At 70.0% G+C, this 16,818-nt stretch carries 15 protein-coding genes, 1 tRNA gene and 1 pseudogene; 7 read left to right on the forward strand and 10 right to left on the reverse strand.

The window, feature by feature from the left end; translation table 11 throughout:
• Nucleotides 1–59: 59 nt before the first annotated feature.
• From ACP4J0_RS35225 to ACP4J0_RS35245, 5 genes and pseudogenes are all read left to right on the forward strand, one after another.
• Nucleotides 60–524, forward strand: coding sequence for a hypothetical protein (locus tag ACP4J0_RS35225; RefSeq protein WP_426603026.1), 465 nt, complete (start codon nt 60–62; stop codon nt 522–524).
• A gap of 86 nt (nt 525–610) precedes the next feature.
• Complete coding sequence (locus ACP4J0_RS35230; protein ID WP_426603028.1) at nt 611–1,462, forward strand: bifunctional DNA primase/polymerase; 852 nt, start codon at nt 611–613, stop codon at nt 1,460–1,462.
• A 1-nt stretch (nt 1,463) separates the two neighbouring features.
• Nucleotides 1,464–2,936, forward strand: coding sequence for an ATP-binding protein (locus tag ACP4J0_RS35235; protein ID WP_426603030.1), 1,473 nt, complete (start codon nt 1,464–1,466; stop codon nt 2,934–2,936).
• 433 nt (nt 2,937–3,369) lie between these two features.
• Nucleotides 3,370–3,555 (forward strand): helix-turn-helix transcriptional regulator, encoded by a 186-nt coding sequence (locus tag ACP4J0_RS35240; RefSeq protein WP_164251159.1) that lies wholly within the window; start codon nt 3,370–3,372, stop codon nt 3,553–3,555.
• 56 nt (nt 3,556–3,611) lie between these two features.
• Nucleotides 3,612–4,990 (forward strand): annotated as a pseudogene (locus tag ACP4J0_RS35245) (site-specific integrase).
• Between the two features lie 174 nt (nt 4,991–5,164).
• Here ACP4J0_RS35245 and ACP4J0_RS35250 read toward each other — a convergent pair.
• Nucleotides 5,165–5,246 (reverse strand) — tRNA-Tyr (locus tag ACP4J0_RS35250).
• A 236-nt stretch (nt 5,247–5,482) separates the two neighbouring features.
• On the opposite strand from ACP4J0_RS35250, the gene ACP4J0_RS35255 reads away from it, so the two are divergent.
• The gene (locus ACP4J0_RS35255; protein WP_426603032.1) at nt 5,483–5,971 is read left to right on the forward strand and encodes a YajQ family cyclic di-GMP-binding protein; all 489 of its coding nucleotides are present in this window, start codon (nt 5,483–5,485) and stop codon (nt 5,969–5,971) included.
• Between the two features lie 188 nt (nt 5,972–6,159).
• Here ACP4J0_RS35255 and ACP4J0_RS35260 read toward each other — a convergent pair whose 3' ends face one another.
• A complete protein-coding gene (locus ACP4J0_RS35260) occupies nt 6,160–6,426 on the reverse strand; it encodes a GlsB/YeaQ/YmgE family stress response membrane protein (protein ID WP_052839508.1) in 267 nt (88 codons plus the stop codon).
• A gap of 140 nt (nt 6,427–6,566) precedes the next feature.
• Here ACP4J0_RS35260 and ACP4J0_RS35265 point away from each other — a divergent pair, with 140 nt between their 5' ends.
• On the forward strand, nt 6,567–7,817 hold the full coding sequence (locus ACP4J0_RS35265; RefSeq protein ID WP_426603034.1) for an APC family permease: 1,251 nt from the start codon (nt 6,567–6,569) through the stop codon (nt 7,815–7,817).
• Nucleotides 7,818–8,172: 355 nt separating this feature from the next.
• On the opposite strand, the gene ACP4J0_RS35270 is transcribed toward ACP4J0_RS35265, so the two are convergent.
• From ACP4J0_RS35270 to ACP4J0_RS35305, 8 genes are all read right to left on the reverse strand, one after another.
• Entirely contained in the window at nt 8,173–8,763 is a 591-nt protein-coding gene (locus ACP4J0_RS35270; protein WP_426603035.1) for an SMI1/KNR4 family protein, read from the reverse strand.
• A gap of 76 nt (nt 8,764–8,839) precedes the next feature.
• Complete coding sequence (locus ACP4J0_RS35275; protein WP_426603037.1) at nt 8,840–9,256, reverse strand: YccF domain-containing protein; 417 nt, start codon at nt 9,254–9,256, stop codon at nt 8,840–8,842.
• Nucleotides 9,253–10,116, reverse strand: coding sequence for a zinc metalloprotease HtpX (htpX, locus tag ACP4J0_RS35280; RefSeq protein WP_351389673.1), 864 nt, complete (start codon nt 10,114–10,116; stop codon nt 9,253–9,255). Before htpX ends, ACP4J0_RS35275 begins: the two co-directional genes overlap by 4 nt.
• A gap of 263 nt (nt 10,117–10,379) precedes the next feature.
• A complete protein-coding gene (locus ACP4J0_RS35285; protein ID WP_426603039.1) occupies nt 10,380–11,927 on the reverse strand; it encodes an NADH-quinone oxidoreductase subunit N in 1,548 nt (515 codons plus the stop codon).
• On the reverse strand, nt 11,924–13,498 hold the full coding sequence (locus ACP4J0_RS35290) for a complex I subunit 4 family protein (RefSeq protein ID WP_426603041.1): 1,575 nt from the start codon (nt 13,496–13,498) through the stop codon (nt 11,924–11,926). Before ACP4J0_RS35290 ends, ACP4J0_RS35285 begins: the two co-directional genes overlap by 4 nt.
• 6 nt (nt 13,499–13,504) lie before the next feature.
• A complete protein-coding gene (locus ACP4J0_RS35295; RefSeq protein WP_426603043.1) occupies nt 13,505–15,499 on the reverse strand; it encodes an NADH-quinone oxidoreductase subunit L in 1,995 nt (664 codons plus the stop codon).
• The gene (gene nuoK, locus ACP4J0_RS35300; RefSeq protein WP_426603045.1) at nt 15,496–15,888 is read right to left on the reverse strand and encodes an NADH-quinone oxidoreductase subunit NuoK; all 393 of its coding nucleotides are present in this window, start codon (nt 15,886–15,888) and stop codon (nt 15,496–15,498) included. The genes ACP4J0_RS35295 and nuoK overlap by 4 nt, the downstream gene beginning before the upstream one ends.
• Nucleotides 15,888–16,679 (reverse strand): NADH-quinone oxidoreductase subunit J family protein, encoded by a 792-nt coding sequence (locus ACP4J0_RS35305; protein WP_426603047.1) that lies wholly within the window; start codon nt 16,677–16,679, stop codon nt 15,888–15,890. Before ACP4J0_RS35305 ends, nuoK begins: the two co-directional genes overlap by 1 nt.
• Nucleotides 16,680–16,818 lie beyond the last annotated feature (139 nt).

Consider the following 16,818-nt stretch of genomic DNA (forward strand, 5'->3'; position numbering starts at 1 on the left):
CAGGGCACCCCGGAGGGGGTGTCTCTGCCTCCCCGGCCCTCGGCCGGAAGGGATTCCGCATGTACCCCGAGCACACCCCGCACGTGCCCGCACAGCGGGCCGTGGAAGTCCACCAGCCCACCCCCTACCCGCCCGCCGTGCCCGCCCTGGCGCCCCTCATGCCGGTGCAGCCGAACGCCGTTCCGGCGGTCGCGAGCATCGTCCTGCCGGACGGCCGCGTCGTCACCGGCTACGCCATCAAACCGACCCGCCCCGAGCCGGTCGCCGCCAAACCGGCCGTCTCGCGGACGGCCGTGAACGTCGCCCTCGGCGGCGCCGGGTTCCTCGCGGTGTGCGGCGGGCTGGTCCTGCTCACCTCGTTCATCGCCGCCCTCACTGCGTTCATCACCCAGCTCATCATCCTGGCCGCCGTGATCTTCGGCGGATGGATCGCCGTGCAGATCTTCAGCACGCGCGGCCACCAGGGCGGCACCACCGTGAACATCCGCAAGGCCGTGATCAAGCGCAACCACTTCCACGGCTAGCTACGCCAAGGGCGGCCCCCCATTCCGCCAAGAACCGGGGCCGCCCTTGTTCGCCAGAACCCATCAAGGAACTGGAGACACCCAGCATGACGCAACCCACGCCCTACCCGCAGCACACGGCGCTGAGCCTCGCCGCGTCCGGCGTCCCCGTCCTGCCCCTGCGCCATGGCAAGGTCCCGTTCGGCAACTGCACGGCGTGCGCGGACAACGCGTGCGGCGGCCGGCCGAACATGAAAACCCCGGGCCCGTGCCGCTGCCCCGGCGTCTGCCACGCCTGGGCCGCCGCCACCACCGACTCCGCCGTCATCGTCTCCCCCGAGTGGGCGGCGGCCTGGCGGCAGTGCGTGTGCGTCGCCTACCACCCCGGCGGCGCCGGACTGACCGTCCTCGACCTCGACGACGCCGACGCCATCACCTGGGCCCGCACCACCCTGCCCGCCACCCGGACCGTGCCCACGACCCGCGGGGAACACTGGATCTACCGGGGCGCCATGACCTCACGCAACGCTGTGCGTCCCGGCGTAGACATCAAGTCGACCATGGCCTATGCCCGTTGGCTCGGACCCGGCACCGGCACTCTCGCCGCTCTCCCGGACTCTGTCCGCGCCCTAGCGGTAAAGGAGCCGTCCCCCGCCCTCAGTGCGCCACAGGCGCTCTCAGGGCCCGTGAGAGGCGGGCAGGACGAGTGCCCGCACCGCACGCCCGCGTTCCTGGAACGGGGCGTCGCCATGGCGGAGCAGCGCATTACGGAGGCATCCAGCGCGGTTCACGCGACCGTGTACCGGACGTTCCTCGCCGTGCTGTCCAGGCACGGCCGGTGCGGCTGCCTCACCGACACCCACGTCGCCCGGCTGTTCACCGCCGCGCAGGCCAAGGGCGAAACGGCCCGGCACTGCACGGACGCGTGGACCAACGCCCGCACCACGTTGGGACTGTGACATGTCCGAGGACGAGAAGACTCCCGCACGCGAGATCATCACCGACTACGCACAGGCGCATTTTCGGTACTTCCGCACCGCCGACGGCACCGTGTACGCGCAGCGCAACGGCCACCCCGTGGCCCGCCCCATCCGCTCCCAAGGCACCACCGGAAGCCACCGACAGGAACTCATGGTCGGTCTCTTCCGCGACGGGCAAGGCGTCTTCAACGGCACCGCCCTCAAAGAGGCGCTGGACCTGATCGAGGCCTTGGCGCTGACCGAGGACGTACAGCCCGTGCACATCCGCGTCGCCCCGGGATTCGACGGCGCGACGTGGCTGGACCTGGGACGGGCAGACGGGCAGTCCGTGCGGATCCACCCCACCGGATGGGACATCACCGTCCCCGATCCCCGTGAGGTGTGCTGGCGGCGCACGCAGCTCACGGGGGAGCTGCCGTTGCCGGTCAAGGACACCGAGGGCAAGGGCATCGATCTCCTGCTGAGGCTGTGCAACTTCGCCACCGCCGAGACCGAGTGCCTGGCCATCGCGTGGCTGATCGGCTGTCTCGGACCGTCCGTGCCCGTCCCGGCACCGTTCCTCACCGGTCCGCAGGGCGCCGGCAAGTCCACCGGCGGCCGGATGCTCGTGCGGATCGTCGAGGGCATGACCGGTGACTTGCGCCGGGCACCGAAGGATGAGGAGAACCTGATTGCGGCCGTGGCCGCCGGATGGGTCACCGCACTGGACAACCTCTCCCACATGACCCCGGACCTGTCCGACGCCATGTGCTGCATCGTCACCGGCGCGGAGAGCGTCAAGCGCGCTCTCTTCACCGACGGGGACGTGTTCCGCGCCCGCTACCGCCGCCCCCTGCTCCTGACCGGAATCGACGTGGGTGTCATCCGGCCCGACCTCGCCGAACGCCTCCTGCCGCTCCGCCTGGAACGGCCGAAGGTCCGGCGCACCGAGGATGAGCTGTGGACGGAGTACGCCGAAGTGCTGCCCGTGGTCCTCGGGTCGCTCCTGGACCTGACTGTGAAGGTTCGGGCGGCTGAGGCGGAGACCCCGACCGACCTGCGCATGGCGGACTTCGCGCACCTGTGCGCACAGCTCGACGCCGCGACCGGCCTCGGGGCCCTGGCCGCCTACCGGGCCAGTCTGGACGACCTCAACGACGACGTGATCGAGGGCGACCTGTTGGCACAGACCGTCCTGAGGCACGCCGCCGACCTCGAACCGGGCGCACAGCAGCGGATGACCTCCACCGAGTGGCTGCACTGCCTCAGCCAGCTCTACACCGGCGAGGACTTCCGCCCCCTGCCCAAAGGGTGGCCGACCACCGGCAAAGTCCTCTCCGACCGGCTCAAGCGGCTCCAGCCCACCCTGGCCGCCCGGGGCGTCCTCATCGACTCGGGCCGCACCAGGGAGGGCCGCTACATCGAAATGACCCACTCCCCGGACATGCCCCCGCACGAACAGCAGGCGTTCTGACCGCACTGCACGACCGCACAAGCAAGAGGAGCACCCCCGCCGGGGCGTGCTCCTCTTGCTGTTCGGCGGCGGCGCCGCCCTGCACTGGACGTGCCGCGAAGCGGCTCCCTCTTCAAGCCCTGAGCCGCACCGCAACACCACAGACACCCCCCCTCTTTTCCTAAGTAGGGGGACGCTGCGTCACAGCGTCACGCGATCAAGAAAACCGCCCGGTGAGCTGTACGGACGGGCGTGACGCAGACGGCCTCTACCTGCGTCACGCCGCGTCACCTGCGTCACCTGCGTCACGCGTGACGAACAGCCTGCGTCACAGGTGACGCACATCTGGCTCACTGCGTCACCCGATACCCACAGCTCAGACGGCATGGGTGACGCACGTGACGCGGTGACGCAGGAATCCGCACCTAGGACACAGCCGATCCAAGGAGCACCCATGGCCCGCCCCAAGATGCTCAAGCTCCCCGAAGTCCTCGAAGAGATCGAGATGAGTCGCGCCGCCTTCTACCGCATGCGCGCCCGTGGCAAGGCTCCCAAGCTCATCAAGCTCCCCAACGGGCACATCCGCTGCCGTCGCACCGACCTTGACGCCTGGTGGGCGTCCATCGAAGACGCCGCCTGACCATCACCGCACGAGAAACGAGGGGCCCGCTTCCGGCGGGCCCCTCTGGAGTTTTTATGGCACTGACCTACGACGTTCGTCTGTACTCCATCGAGATCCGCAAGGAGCGGCCCAAGCCCTACCGTGTGCGGTGGCTGGTAGGGACGCGGAAGCACTCCAAGAGCTACATGCTCAAGGTTCAGGCCGAGGGGCGCCGGTCGGAACTCATGACCGCTGTGCGGCGCGGTGATCAGTTCGACGAGGAGACAGGGCTCCCGGTCTCCGAGCTGCGCGCCAAGCTGGGCTCTATCACCTGGTACGACCACAGCCGCGCATACGTCGATCGCAAGTGGGCGTTGGCGCCGGCCAAGTCCCGGAAGAACTACGCCGACGCGTTGGCGACCATCACCCCGCCTTGGTGAAGACGCGAACGGGGATGCCTGACGCCACGCTCCTGCGGCGTGCGCTCTACGGGTGGGCGTACAACCGGAACCGTTGGGGCGAGACTCCCCCAGACGACGTGGCCCGCGCTCTTTCCTGGGTCGCCAAGCACTCGTTGCCCGTCACTGCTCTGGAGGACCCCGCGACCGTGCGTTTAGCACTGGATGCGCTCTCCCTGCGGCTCGACGGCAAGGAGGCGGCTCCGCGGACCGCGAAGCGCAAGCGAGCCTGCCTGAGCGACGTTCTCGGGCTCGCCGTGGAAGAGCAGTACTTCAGCATGCCGGTGAATCCGATCAGTGCCGTGAAGTGGACTGCCCCCAAGTCGGTGGAAGCGGTCGACCCTGAGAGCGTCGCCAACCCGCGCCAGGTCCGCGCGCTGCTGGCGGGGGTGCGCGAGCAGGGGCCGCGCGGGCGGCACCTGGAAGCCTTCTTCGGGTGCCTGTACTACGCGGCTATGCGGCCGGCGGAGGCCGCCGCGCTGCGCGCAAGCCAGTGCCACCTGCCGGAAACGGGGTGGGGGACGCTCACCCTGCGACAGGGGATCGTCCGGGCCGGACGGAGTTGGACCGACGACGGAACGGCGCATGAGGCACGTCACCTCAAGGCCCGGGCCAAGAACGACTCGCGTCCGGTACCAATCCCCCCGCACTTCGTTCGGCTGCTGCGCGGGCACATCGCCTCTCAGGGCACGGCGCCCGACAGTCGGCTCTTCCGGACGAACCGGGGCGGTCTGCTGCAAGAGACCGGCTACGGCGAGGTCTGGGCCAAAGCCCGGAAAGACGTGCTGAGCGACGCTGAGACGGCCTCGCTGCTGGCCCGCCGCCCCTACGACCTCCGGCACGCCGGAGTCTCGTTCTGGCTCAGCTCCGGAGTGGACGCGATGGAGTGCGCCCGTCGCGCTGGCCACAGCATCGCTGTGCTGCACAAGGTGTACGCCAAGGTTCTCGACCAGACGCGGGAGCACGCGAACAGCCGGATTGATGCGGCTCTGAGGGAGTGGAACGAACCGGAGTGATCACGCTCACCCCTGGGGGACACCTGGGGGACACGCACTGATCGAAGGTGGGATACGGGCGGTACGGGGTGAGACACGCCCGCGCTGCATCCGACGGGAATCGAACGGGATACGGCATGAAGAAACCCTCTCTGACCAGTGCTGTTCACTGGTCAGAGAGGGTTTCCCTCAGCGTGGCGGCGCCAGGATTCGAACCTGGGAAGGCTGAGCCGGCAGATTTACAGTCTGCTCCCTTTGGCCGCTCGGGCACACCGCCGGGGTTCGCTGCCCGTCGAACCGTCTTTCGGCGGCCCTCCGTGGCAACGACGTAAACAATACCCGATGTGGAGGGGTGCTTCGCCACCCGATTGATCGCCACCCGGGGGACGGCGGGTGGCTAGGCTTGTCCGGATGCGGCCGGGGACCTCTGCGGAGCTCGGCGGCCGTAGCTGCATGCCGGTACGGAGCCGATACGCGGCCCGACACGCACCCAGATACAAGGAGCCACAGGACATGGCCGACTCCAGTTTCGACATCGTCTCGAAGGTCGAGCGGCAGGAGGTCGACAACGCCCTCAACCAGGCCGCCAAGGAGATCTCGCAGCGCTACGACTTCAAGGGCGTGGGCGCTTCGATCTCCTGGTCCGGGGAGAAGATCCTCATGGAGGCCAACTCCGAGGACCGGGTGAACGCCATCCTCGACGTCTTCCAGTCCAAGCTGATCAAGCGCGGTATCTCGCTGAAGGCTCTGGACGCGGGCGAGCCCCAGCTCTCCGGCAAGGAGTACAAGATCTTCGCGTCGATCGAGGAGGGCATCTCCCAGGACAACGCGAAGAAGGTGGCCAAGCTCATCCGTGACGAGGGCCCCAAGGGTGTGAAGGCCCAGGTGCAGGGTGACGAGCTTCGGGTCTCCTCCAAGAGCCGGGACGACCTGCAGACCGTGATCGCCCTGCTGAAGGGCCAGGACTTCGACTTCGCTCTGCAGTTCGTGAACTACCGGTGACCTGCTGAGCCGACGGCGTGACGAGGCGCGGGCATTCCGCGTTCACGACAACGGACGGGTGGGCACCCAACGGCGCCCACCCTTCTGGTCTGCCGGTCTGCCGTTCCGTCTCGGCCTCGTGGGCCGGCTCGTCCGTCCGTTCGTCCGTTCGTCTGGCCGCTCGTCTGCCTACCGCGGTCCCGGCGCGTTCAGTCGCGCGAGTTGCCGAACAGGAGTCGGTAGGCGACCAGGAGCACCAGGGAACCGCCGATCGCCGCCGCCCAGGTGGCACCGTCGTAGAAGTCCTTGCTGACCGGGTGGTCCAGCCAGCGGGCCGATATCCAGCCGCCGATGAACGCGCCCGCGATGCCGATGAGGGTCGTGCCGATGAGCCCTCCCGGGTCGCGGCCCGGCAGCAGGAACTTGGCGATGGCTCCGGCCAACAGTCCGAGGATGATCCAGCTGATGACGGTCATGCCGTGCCCCTGCCCTCTCACGCTACGCGTACGCGGTGCCGGCCCTGTGGGTTCGCTGCTCCGCGCGTGTTCATTCGCTCTTGGTCGGGTGGACGTCCCGACCGCGCCCGATGGTTGCTCTGATCAGTAGGGTGCGACGCATGACACCTGCGGGTTCGGAGTTGCGGCGCACACTCGGCGTGGGCGACGCCGTGGTCGTGGGGCTGGGTTCGATGGTCGGGGCTGGGATCTTCGCGGCCCTGGCTCCCGCGGCCCGCGTGGCCGGGCCGGGGCTGCTGCTCGGTCTCGCCGTGGCCGCCGTCGTCGCCTACTGCAACGCCACGTCGTCGGCACGGCTGGCCGCCCGGTACCCGGCCTCGGGCGGCACGTACGTCTACGGGCGGGAGCGGCTCGGGGCATTCTGGGGGTATCTCGCGGGCTGGTCGTTCATCGTCGGGAAGACGGCCTCCTGCGCTGCCATGGCGCTCACCGTGGGCGCGTACGTCTGGCCCGAGCAGGCGCACGTGGTGGCGGTCGCGGCCGTGGTGGCGCTGACCGCGGTGAACTACGGCGGAATCCAGAAGTCCGCCTGGCTGACGCGGGCGATCGTGGTGGTGGTCCTGGCGGTCCTCGCTTCCGTGGTGGCGGTGTGTCTGGGGTCGGGTCGATCCGATGCCGGGCGGCTGGACGTCGGGCTGTCGGGGGGCATCGACGGGGTGTTGCAGGCGGCCGGCCTGCTGTTCTTCGCCTTCGCGGGGTACGCGCGCATCGCGACCCTCGGCGAGGAGGTGCGGGACCCGGAACGGACCATTCCCCGCGCGATCCCGCTGGCTCTGGGCATCGCGCTGGTGGTGTACGGATGTGTCGCGGTGGCTGTCCTTTCCGTGCTGGGCGCGGACGGTCTCGGGCAGGCGACGGCACCACTGGCCGACGCGGTACGGGCGGCCGGTCTGCCCGGGCTGGCGCCGGTCGTGCGGGTGGGCGCCGCCGTGGCCGCGCTGGGCTCGCTGCTTGCGCTGATCCTGGGCGTGTCCCGGACGACGCTGGCCATGGCCCGGGACGGTCACCTGCCCGGGGCGCTGGCCGCCGTACATCCACGTTTTCAGGTGCCGCACCGGGCGGAAGTGGCCGTGGGCGTGGTCGTCGCGGTCCTGGCCGCCACGGTGGACGTACGAGGTGCGATCGGCTTCTCCTCCTTCGGTGTGCTGGTGTACTACGCCGTGGCCAACGCGTCGGCCTGGACGCTGGGCCCGTCGAGAACGGCGCGGGTCGTACCGGCGCTGGGTCTGATCGGGTGCGGGGTGCTCGCGGTCTCCCTTCCACTGCTTTCGGTGGTCGTAGGTGTGGGTGTGCTGACGGTGGGCGTGCTGGCGTACTGGGTACGGGGGCGGGAGCGGCGGGTCCCGCGGTAAGGCGAAGGGCAACTCGCGGTCGGTGCCCCCGAGCCTCGCGGTAGGCAGTCTTGGAGGGAGCGCGCATACGTTCGCGGGTCGGCGCTTCTGCGCTTCTGCGTGGACGGCGTTCGGCGAGATCTGCACGGCCTGCGCCCGGGTGGCTTCCGTTCTGGTGGTGTCGCGACACCCCGGCTCAGGGGACGCCATGGACTCCAGGATCCGGAAAGAACCGGGGCAGAGCCTCACCACGCGCGCTGCTGCCACGTCGACCTGCCGGCATGAGCCCGCGACCTGCAAGCGTGAGCCCGCCATGTGCCGGCCTCTCCGCCCTGATGGGCAGATCAGCCGCCGGGAGCCTGTTGGCCGTCTTGGCTCAGAACACCCGAGTGGGCGTTGTACCCGTCGTGGGCCTTCTCGACGTACGGAGGGGGAAGCCGGTCCACGGGGCCAACTCCGTCCCTTCGCTGGCCTCCTCGTACCAACCCGTGCCGTCGACCCAGGCCCGCAGCCAGTCCGTGAGGCTCGGGGCGTCGACGAACCAGGCGTGGTCGGCGTCACCTGAATTGGGCTCGAAGAGGAGGACCGTGGTCTGCGGGGAGCGGCAGTCCACGCACGCGTACATCGCGCAGCCCCAATGGGATATCGGCAGGACGCCCTCGGGCCAGGGCCAGTCGGGATCCTTCAGGGCGTCCTCGCGGTTGGCGAGGTACTGGGGTACAGCGGCGGGCTCGCCGGAGGGTGGGCTGTCGAGCAGGGGCAGGAGGCCGTACTCCGGGCCGAAGCCACCGTCCCCTATCCGAAGGTAGAGCTCGGCGAGCAGTGGTGGAAGAGCGAACCCCAGAGCGGCCTCGGCGCGTGACAGCCCCGCCCCGTCGAGGGGTTCGGGCAGGGAAGCCCAGCCCCACGGGCGGGTGCTGCGTGCCTTGGCGGCCACCCGTGCCAGCAACTGCTCGTTCTCGGTCATGGGTTCATGATGCAGGCCGCCACTGACAATCGAGCGGGCCTGTGGACAACCCTGCGGTTGTGGAGAACGACGGCTCCTACCAGCCGTTCCCTCGCGAGCCGCCGGTGGCCGCGAACGGCTGGTCCGTCCGCACGATCTCGCGTCCCAGCGGGAGCAGCGAGACCGGGATCAGCTTGAAGTTGGCGATGCCGAGGGGGATGCCGATGATCGTGACGCACAGCGCGATGCCGGTGACGATGTGGCCGATGGCAAGCCACCAGCCGGCCAGGATCAGCCAGAGCACGTTGCCTATGCAGGAAGGTGCTCCCGCGTCGCGGCGCTCGACCGCTGTGTATCCGAAGGGCCACAGGGCGTAGACGCCGATGCGGAAGGCCGCGATGCCGAACGGGATTCCGATGATCGTGATACAGAGCAGCGCGCCCGCGACCACATAGCCGAGGAACAGCCAGAAGCCGCTGAACACGAGCCAGATGATGTTGAGGATGGTCTTCACTGGTGACGACCTGCCATCTTTTCGAGTCGGGCGATTCGCTCCGCCATCGGCGGGTGGGTGGAGAACATCTTCGAAAGCCCCTGTCCCGGGCGGAACGGGTTGGCGATCATCATGTGGCTGGCGGTCTCGATCCGGGGCTCGGGGGGCAGCGGAAGCTGTTTCGTGCCGAGTTCGAGTTTGCGCAGGGCGCCGGCGAGGGCGATCGGGTCACCGGTGAGCTGGGCGCCGGAGGCGTCGGCCTCGTACTCTCTGGATCGGCTGATCGCCAGTTGGATGACGGTGGCGGCGAGCGGACCGAGGATCATGATGAGGAGCATGCCCAGCAGACCGGGGCCGTCATCGTCGTTGGAGCGTCCGATCGGGATGAGCCAGGCGAAGTTGACCAGAAACATGATCACTGAGGCGAGTGCTCCGGCGACGGACGAGATCAGGATGTCGCGGTTGTAGACATGGCTCAGCTCGTGGCCGATGACGCCGCGCAACTCGCGCTCGTCGAGCAGGCGCATGATGCCCTCGGTGCAGCACACGGCCGCGTTGCGCGGGTTGCGGCCGGTCGCGAAGGCGTTCGGTGCCTCCGTCGGCGAGATGTACAGGCGGGGCATCGGCTGGCGGGCCTGGGTGGAGAGTTCCCGCACCATGCGGTACAGCGCCGGGGCCTCGAACTCGCTGACCGGGCGTGCCCGCATCGCGCGCAGTGCGAGCTTGTCGCTGTTCCAGTACGCGTACGCGTTCGTGCCCAGGGCGACGAGGACGGCGACGACGAGCCCCGCTCGGCCGAAGAAACTGCCGATGACGATGATGAGCGCGGACAGTCCCCCGAGGAGTACTGCGGTCCTGAGCCCGTTGTGCCGGCGGTGCACGGTACGCCCTCCAAGTGGTGCAGCAGGGGAACCCTTTGCTTGCTGGTGTCGCTCGCTGTGGTCGCTTCCTGGTCTTCGACGCCACCGGTGCCGTGGCATCACGTCCAGTGGACCCTTCTGTACTGGTCAACGCCAGGCGAGAGCCGCCAGTTCCCTGGCGCTCGCGTCGGCGTACATGGCCCGTACGGGTGACGGTCGCGGCGTGCGGCACGCGTGCGTGGAGGCCGGGTACGGCACGCGCGCGTGCCCGAAGCGGCTGCTGCTCAGAAGAGACCGGTGTCGGCGAAGCGCAGGATCAGCTGGGGTGCTCCCGACAGGGCGACGGCGAGGACCGCGGTCACGGTGATCGCGGCCGTGAGGGGGGCGGGGACGCGGTGCCCGGCGGTCTCTTCCCCGGGGGCCCGGAACAGCAGGGCCGTCCATTGGAGGTAGTAGAACAGCGCGATGACGACGTTGACCGCCATGACGACGGCCAGCCAGCCGAGCCCGGCGTCCACGGCCGCGGAGAACACGGTGACCTTGGCGAAGAGGCCGATGATGCCCGGCGGCAGTCCGGCGAGGCAGAGCAGGAAGAAGGCCAGGAGCAGGGCGGTGAGCGGGTTGGACGCGTACAGGCCGCGGTAGTCGGCGACGCGGTTCAGGGCCCGCGTACGGCCCACCAGCGCGGCCACCGCGAAGGCGCCCAGGTTCACCGCGGCGTACATGAGGGCGTAGGCGACGGTGGAGCCGATCGAGCGTTCCGGTTCGTCGGAGTACGCGGCGGCGGCGATCGGCACCAGGAGGTAGCCGGCCTGCCCGACGGACGACCAGGCGAGCAGGCGTACCGCGCTGTACGCGCGCGTGGCCTGCTGGCGCAGGGCGCCGACGTTCCCGACGGTCATGGTGAGGGCCGCCAGCGCCGCGAGGGCCGGTCCCCAGACGTCGGCGTAGGACGGGAGGGCGATGACCGTGACGAGGATCAGGCCGGAGAAGCCGACCGCCTTGCCGATCACGGACAGGTAGGCGGCGATCGGCAGGGGCGCGCCCACATAGGTGTCGGGCACCCAGAAGTGGAAGGGCACGGCGGCCGTCTTGAAGGCGAAGCCGACGAGGGTGAGGACGACGCCGGTCTGGGCGAGCGTAGCGAGCTGTCCGTCCACGTCCTGGATGCGTTCGGCCACCTGGGTGAGGTAGAGGGTGCCGGTGGAGGCGTACACGAAGCTGATGCCCATGAGGCTGACCGCGGTCGCGGTGACCGAGGACAGGAAGAACTTCAGGGCCGCTTCGGAGGACCGGCGGTCGCCCTGGCGCAGACCCACGAGGGCGAACGCGGGCAGGGAGGCGACCTCCAGGGCGACGATGAGGGTCGCGAGGTCGCGGGAGGCGGGCAGGAGCGCGGCGCCGGCCGCGGAGGAGAGCAGCAGGAACCAGAACTCGCCCTCGGGGAGTCCGCGGTCGGCGTCCTTCACGGCGGTGACCGAGAGCAGGGCGGTCACCAGGGCGCCGCCGAGCACCAGGAACTGGATGGCGAGGGTGAAGGTGTCCGCGGTGTAGCTGCAGACGTCGGCGTCGCCGGTCAGGCAGAACGTCGAGCGGTCGCCGTTCACCAGGGGCAGCAGCATCAGCGCGGAGGCGGCGAGTCCGGCGACCGAGATCCAGCCGAGCAGCGGCTTGCGGGCGTCCTTGACGAACAGGTCGGTGACGAGGACGACGAGTCCGACGACCGCCGTGATGGTGGGCGGCGCGATGGCGAGCCAGTCGACGGACTGGACCAGGTTCTGGGCCAGTGGCTGCGACGCGGCCTCGGCGAGCGGCTGGGCCGGGGAGCTCATCGGGTGCCTCCTGAGAGGAGCTGCTGCACGGCCGGGTCGGTCAGCCCGAGGAGGGTCCTGGGCCACAGTCCGGCGACGACGGTGAGGGCGACGAGCGGCGTCCAGGCGGCGAACTCGTAGGTGCGTACGTCGGTGAGCTTCGGGGCTTCCCGCGGTACGGCGCCCATGCAGACGCGGCGGACCACGATCAGCATGTACGCGGCAGTCAGCAGCGTGCCGAACGCGGCGATCGCCATGAAGGTGAGGAAGGCGGGGCGGCTGAGGTCGTCGTGCGGGTCGAAGGCGCCGAACAGGGCCAGCATCTCGCCCCAGAAGCCGGCCAGACCGGGCAGGCCGAGCGAGGCGACCGCTGCGAAGGCGAGGAGGCCGCCGAGGCGCGGGGCCTTGCCGTACAGGGCGGCGCCGGTCTCCTCCGCGAGGGTGTCGAGGTCGGTGGTGCCCGTGCGGTCCTTGAGGGCGCCGACGACGAAGAAGAGCAGGCCGGTGATGAGGCCGTGGGCGATGTTGGCGAACAGGGCGCCGTTCACGCCGGTCGGGGTCATGGTGGCGATGCCGAGCAGGACGAAGCCCATGTGGCCGACGGAGGAGTAGGCGATGAGGCGCTTGAGGTCGCCCTTCGCGCCCTTCTTGGCGAGGGCCAGGCAGGCCAGGGAGCCGTAGATGATGCCGACGACCGCGAAGGCGGCGAGGTACGGCGCGAACGTGTGGAAGCCGTCCGGAGCGACCGGGAGGAGGATGCGGACGAAACCGTACGTGCCCATCTTCAGCAGGACGCCGGCCAGCAGGACCGAACCGACGGTCGGGGCGGCGGTGTGGGCGTCGGGCAGCCAGCTGTGCAGCGGCCACATCGGGGTCTTGACCGCGAGCCCGATCCCGATCGCCAATACGGCGATGACCTGCACGGATGTGGTCAGCGACCGGCCGTTGTCAGTGGCGAGTGCCACCATGTCGAATGTGCCCGCGCTGAGTCCGACCAGCAGCAGGCCGAGCAGCATGACGACGGAGCCGAGGAGGGTGTAGAGGATGAACTTCCAGGCCGCCCCGGCCCGTCCCTCGCCGCCCCAGCGGGCGATGAGGAAGTACATCGGGATGAGGACCATCTCGAAGGCGAGGAAGAACAGGATCAGGTCGAGGACGGCGAAGGTCGCGAGGGTGCCGGACTCGAGGACGAGCAGCAGGGCGACGAACGCCTTCGGGGACGGGCCCGACGGCATCTTGAAGTACGAGTAGAGCGCGCAGAGGAAAGTCAGCAGCGCGGTCAGGACCAGCAGGGGGAGGGAGATGCCGTCGATGCCGAGGTGGATGCGCACGTCGAGTGCGGGGATCCAGCTGATGTCCGTGCTGGCCTGCATCTTCGACGGATGGTCGTGGTCGAAGCCGAGCACGAGGACGATCGCGGCGACGAGGACGGCACCGGTGACGGTGACGCCGTGCCGCAGGACGGCCTGGTCGGGGGAGTTCCCCTTCAGTCCGGGCGGGGCCGGCAGGAGAGCGGCGGCGGCGCCGATGAGCGGGCCGACGACGACCAATGCCAGAAGGAACTGCATCACGGACTCGTTGATATCGATCACGCCTGCTCACGCTCCCGTGGCGACGAGGACGGCGGCGACCGCGAGGACGACGGTGCCGGCGAGCAGCGCGCTCACATAGGTCTGCACATTGCCGGTCTGGGCACGGCGGACGGCGGTCCCGAGCACACGCGGCAGCGTGCCCGCCCCCCGTACGTAGGTGTCGACGACCTCCCGGTCGAGGAACCGCACGAGACTCGCGCCGGCCTGGACCGGGCGGACGAAGAGGGCCGCGTACACCGCGTCCAGGTGGAAGCCGACGGCCGCGTGCCGGTGCAGCGGGCCCAGCAGGAGCCGTCCGGGGTCGGAGGGATCGGCGGCGGACGCGATGTCTCCGTACGCCGGCTTGTGGCTGGCGATCGCCTCGGCCTCCACGAGCGCGGCGTCGCCCTCCGGGTGGGCGGCGACCGCGCCCAGCGGGGGGCGGGCCGCGAGCGCCGTGGTGTGGCGCCAGGCGGCGTAGGTGACGATGCCGCCGACCAGGGCCACGCCCGTGCCGAGCACGGAGGTGGTGAGGGTCGGGGTGAGGTCGTGGCCGTCGAACCAGTCGGGGAGGAGACGGAAGGCGAGCCCGCCCAGAGCGAGTGACGGGACAGCGAGCAGCCAGAGCACGGCGCTCATGACCACCGGCTGCCGGCCGTGGTCGGGAGCCTCGGCGCCCCGCCCGCGGAAGGCCAGCAGCCACAGGCGTGTCGCGTACGCGGCGGTGAGCAGGGCGGTGACCAGGCCGGCGAGGAGGACGGTCCAGCCTGCGGCGCCGGGAGCGTTCTCGGTGTGGCCGGTGGCGACGTGCTCCGCGACGACGAGGACGGACTCCTTGGAGAAGAAGCCGCTGAAGGGCGGGATCGCGGCGAGGGCGAGCAGCGCCACGGTCATCGTCCAGTAGGCGTCCGGGACGCGGTCGCGCAGGCCCCGCATGCGGGACATGGCGGCCAGCGAGTTGGTGCCGGCGGCGTGGATGATCACGCCGGCGGCGAGGAAGAGCAGCGCCTTGAAGGCGCCGTGGGTGAGGAGGTGGAAGACGGCGGCCCCGCGGTCGCCGGCGGCGAGGGCACCGGTCATGTAACCGAGCTGGCCGATCGTCGAGTAGGCGAGGACTCGTTTGATGTCGTCCTGGGCGAGTGCGGCGAGCGCCGAGCCGAGCATCGTGACGGCGGCCATGACGGCGAGGACGACCATCGCGGCCCGTGAGGCCTGGAACAGCGGAAGGAGCCGGGCGACGAAGTAGACACCGGCGGCGACCATCGTCGCGGCGTGGATGAGCGCGGAGACGGGTGTCGGGCCGGCCATCGCGTCGGGAAGCCAGGTGTGCAGCGGGAACTGCGCCGACTTGCCCGCCACACCGGCCAGGAGCAGCAGGGCGATCAGCGTCGGGTGGTCGAGCGAGCCGCTCGCGACCGCGCTGAGGATCTTGGTGATGCGGAAGGAGCCGGCCTCGGTGGCCAGCGCCAGCAGGCCGATCAGGAAGGGGACGTCACCGAGCTTGGTCACCAGGAAGGCCTTGAGGGAGGCGGCACGGGCCTCCGAGGTCTCCCAGTAGTGGCCGACCAGGAAGTACGAGCAGATGCCCATGATCTCCCAGCCGACCAGCAGCACCATCAGGTCGCCGGAGTAGACGACGAGGAACATGGCGGAGGTGAAGAGGGAGACGAGAGCGGCGTACGAGGGGTAGCGCGGGTCGTCGCGCAGGTAGCCCGTCGAGTAGATCTGCACGCAGGTGGCGACGCAGCCGACCAGGACGGCGACGAGCGCGGCGAAGCCGTCGATGTGCAGGGCGAGTTCGATGGGGACCGAACCGGTGGGTGTCAGCTCGGTGACGGCGTCGACGGCACGGCCGCCGCCCTGACGGGCCGCCACCAGTACGGCGAGTACGAGCGCCGCCAGGGTCGGCAGGACGGCGAGCGGGCGGACGAAGCCGGGTGCCGAGCGGCCCAGGAGGAGTCCGGCGGCTGCCCCGAGGAAGGGGAGGACGGGGACGAGTACGGCGAGGGTGGTCGTGGTCACGCGGTGGCCTCAGCCTTCTCGGCGGCCGGTCCGGTCTCCGACGCGCCGGTGCCGGGGTCCTCGCTGTCGGGGCCCTCGGCGGTGTCGCGGAGCTTGTCGATGTCCGAGGTGCCGCGGTTGCGGTGGACGGCGAGCACGATCGCCAGGCCGATGCCGATCTCGGCGGCCGCGATGGCGATGGTGAACAGGGTCAGGGCCTGGCCGGAGTGCAGGGTCTCCTCGGCTGCCTTGCTGAGCCAGACGTCGAAGGCGACCAGGTTGAGGTTGACGGCGTTGAGCATCAGCTCGACCGACATCAGGACCAGGATCGCGTTGCGACGCGCGAGGACGCCGTACAGGCCCGTGCAGAACAGGAGGGCGGAGAGAACGACGGGATAGGCGAGGTGCATCAGCGGACACCACCCTTGTCGGAACCGTCCGGGTCTGCCGGCCGGTCGGACTCGGTCGTACGGCTGGTACGGGTCGTACGGCTGGTACCGGTTGCACGGTTGGTACCCGTTGCACGGTTGGTACCGGTTGCACGGTTGGTACCGGTTGCACGGTTGGTACCGGTTGCACGGTTGGTATCGGTTGCACGGGCGTTGTCGGCAGCCGCGCGGTCCGCCTTCGCCTTGCGGGACAGGACGATCGCGCCGACCAGGGCGGCGAGGAGGAGGACTGAGAGGGCCTCGAAGGGAAGGACCCAGTTCTGGAAGAGGCTCGCCCCGGTCACGGCGGTGGAACCGGCGGCCGGGCCGTCCAGGTCGATCCAGGTGGTGCGGAAGGCGTCGACGACGACCCACACCAGGGCCGCGGCGGCGGCAACGGCCACCGTGAGGGCGGCCCAGCGGTTGCCGGAGTCGGCTTCCGGGGACCGGCCGATGGGAGCCCTGGTGAGCATCAGGCCGAACAGGATGAGGACGACGACTGCACCTACGTAGATGAGGACCTGTACCCATGCGATGAACTCGGCGGTGAGCAGGAGGTACTCGACGGCGAGGCCACCGAGGGCCACCACCAGCCACAGGGCGGCGTGGACGAGCTGCCGGGTGGTGACGGTGACGACGGCGGCGCCGAAGGTGACCAGGCCGACGAGGAGGAAGGCGATCTCGACGCCGGTCGGGGAGAGAAAGCCGCGGGATTCGGCGGCCGTGGCCGTGAGGTCCGCGGCAAGGTGACCGGTGGTCGCTGCGAGGGTCATTCCCGGCCCTCCTGCTTCGGTTGGTCCGACGAGGGCCTCGGCTGGTCCGACGAGGGCTGCGACTGGTCCGGCGTCGGCCCCGGCTGGTCCGGCGTCGGCCCCGGCTGGTCCGGCGTCGGCCCCGGCTGGTCCGGCGTCG

The organism is Streptomyces sp. WG7 (assembly GCF_049975785.1).
Classification (GTDB): Bacteria; Actinomycetota; Actinomycetes; order Streptomycetales; family Streptomycetaceae; genus Streptomyces.

What these genes read in the sequence shown, in the direction of transcription:
- ACP4J0_RS35265 (WP_426603034.1), top strand. Translation starts at nt 6,567, where the DNA reads ATGACACCTGCGGGTTCGGAGTTGCGGCGCACACTCGGCGTGGGCGAC.
- ACP4J0_RS35235 (WP_426603030.1), top strand. Translation starts at nt 1,464, where the DNA reads ATGTCCGAGGACGAGAAGACTCCCGCACGCGAGATCATCACCGACTAC.
- ACP4J0_RS35260 (WP_052839508.1), bottom strand. Translation starts at nt 6,426, where the DNA reads ATGACCGTCATCAGCTGGATCATCCTCGGACTGTTGGCCGGAGCCATC.
- ACP4J0_RS35270 (WP_426603035.1), bottom strand. Translation starts at nt 8,763, where the DNA reads ATGACCGAGAACGAGCAGTTGCTGGCACGGGTGGCCGCCAAGGCACGC.
- ACP4J0_RS35255 (WP_426603032.1), top strand. Translation starts at nt 5,483, where the DNA reads ATGGCCGACTCCAGTTTCGACATCGTCTCGAAGGTCGAGCGGCAGGAG.
- ACP4J0_RS35305 (WP_426603047.1), bottom strand. Translation starts at nt 16,679, where the DNA reads ATGACCCTCGCAGCGACCACCGGTCACCTTGCCGCGGACCTCACGGCC.
- ACP4J0_RS35285 (WP_426603039.1), bottom strand. Translation starts at nt 11,927, where the DNA reads ATGAGCTCCCCGGCCCAGCCGCTCGCCGAGGCCGCGTCGCAGCCACTG.
- nuoK (WP_426603045.1), bottom strand. Translation starts at nt 15,888, where the DNA reads ATGCACCTCGCCTATCCCGTCGTTCTCTCCGCCCTCCTGTTCTGCACG.
- ACP4J0_RS35225 (WP_426603026.1), top strand. Translation starts at nt 60, where the DNA reads ATGTACCCCGAGCACACCCCGCACGTGCCCGCACAGCGGGCCGTGGAA.
- ACP4J0_RS35230 (WP_426603028.1), top strand. Translation starts at nt 611, where the DNA reads ATGACGCAACCCACGCCCTACCCGCAGCACACGGCGCTGAGCCTCGCC.
- ACP4J0_RS35240 (WP_164251159.1), top strand. Translation starts at nt 3,370, where the DNA reads ATGGCCCGCCCCAAGATGCTCAAGCTCCCCGAAGTCCTCGAAGAGATC.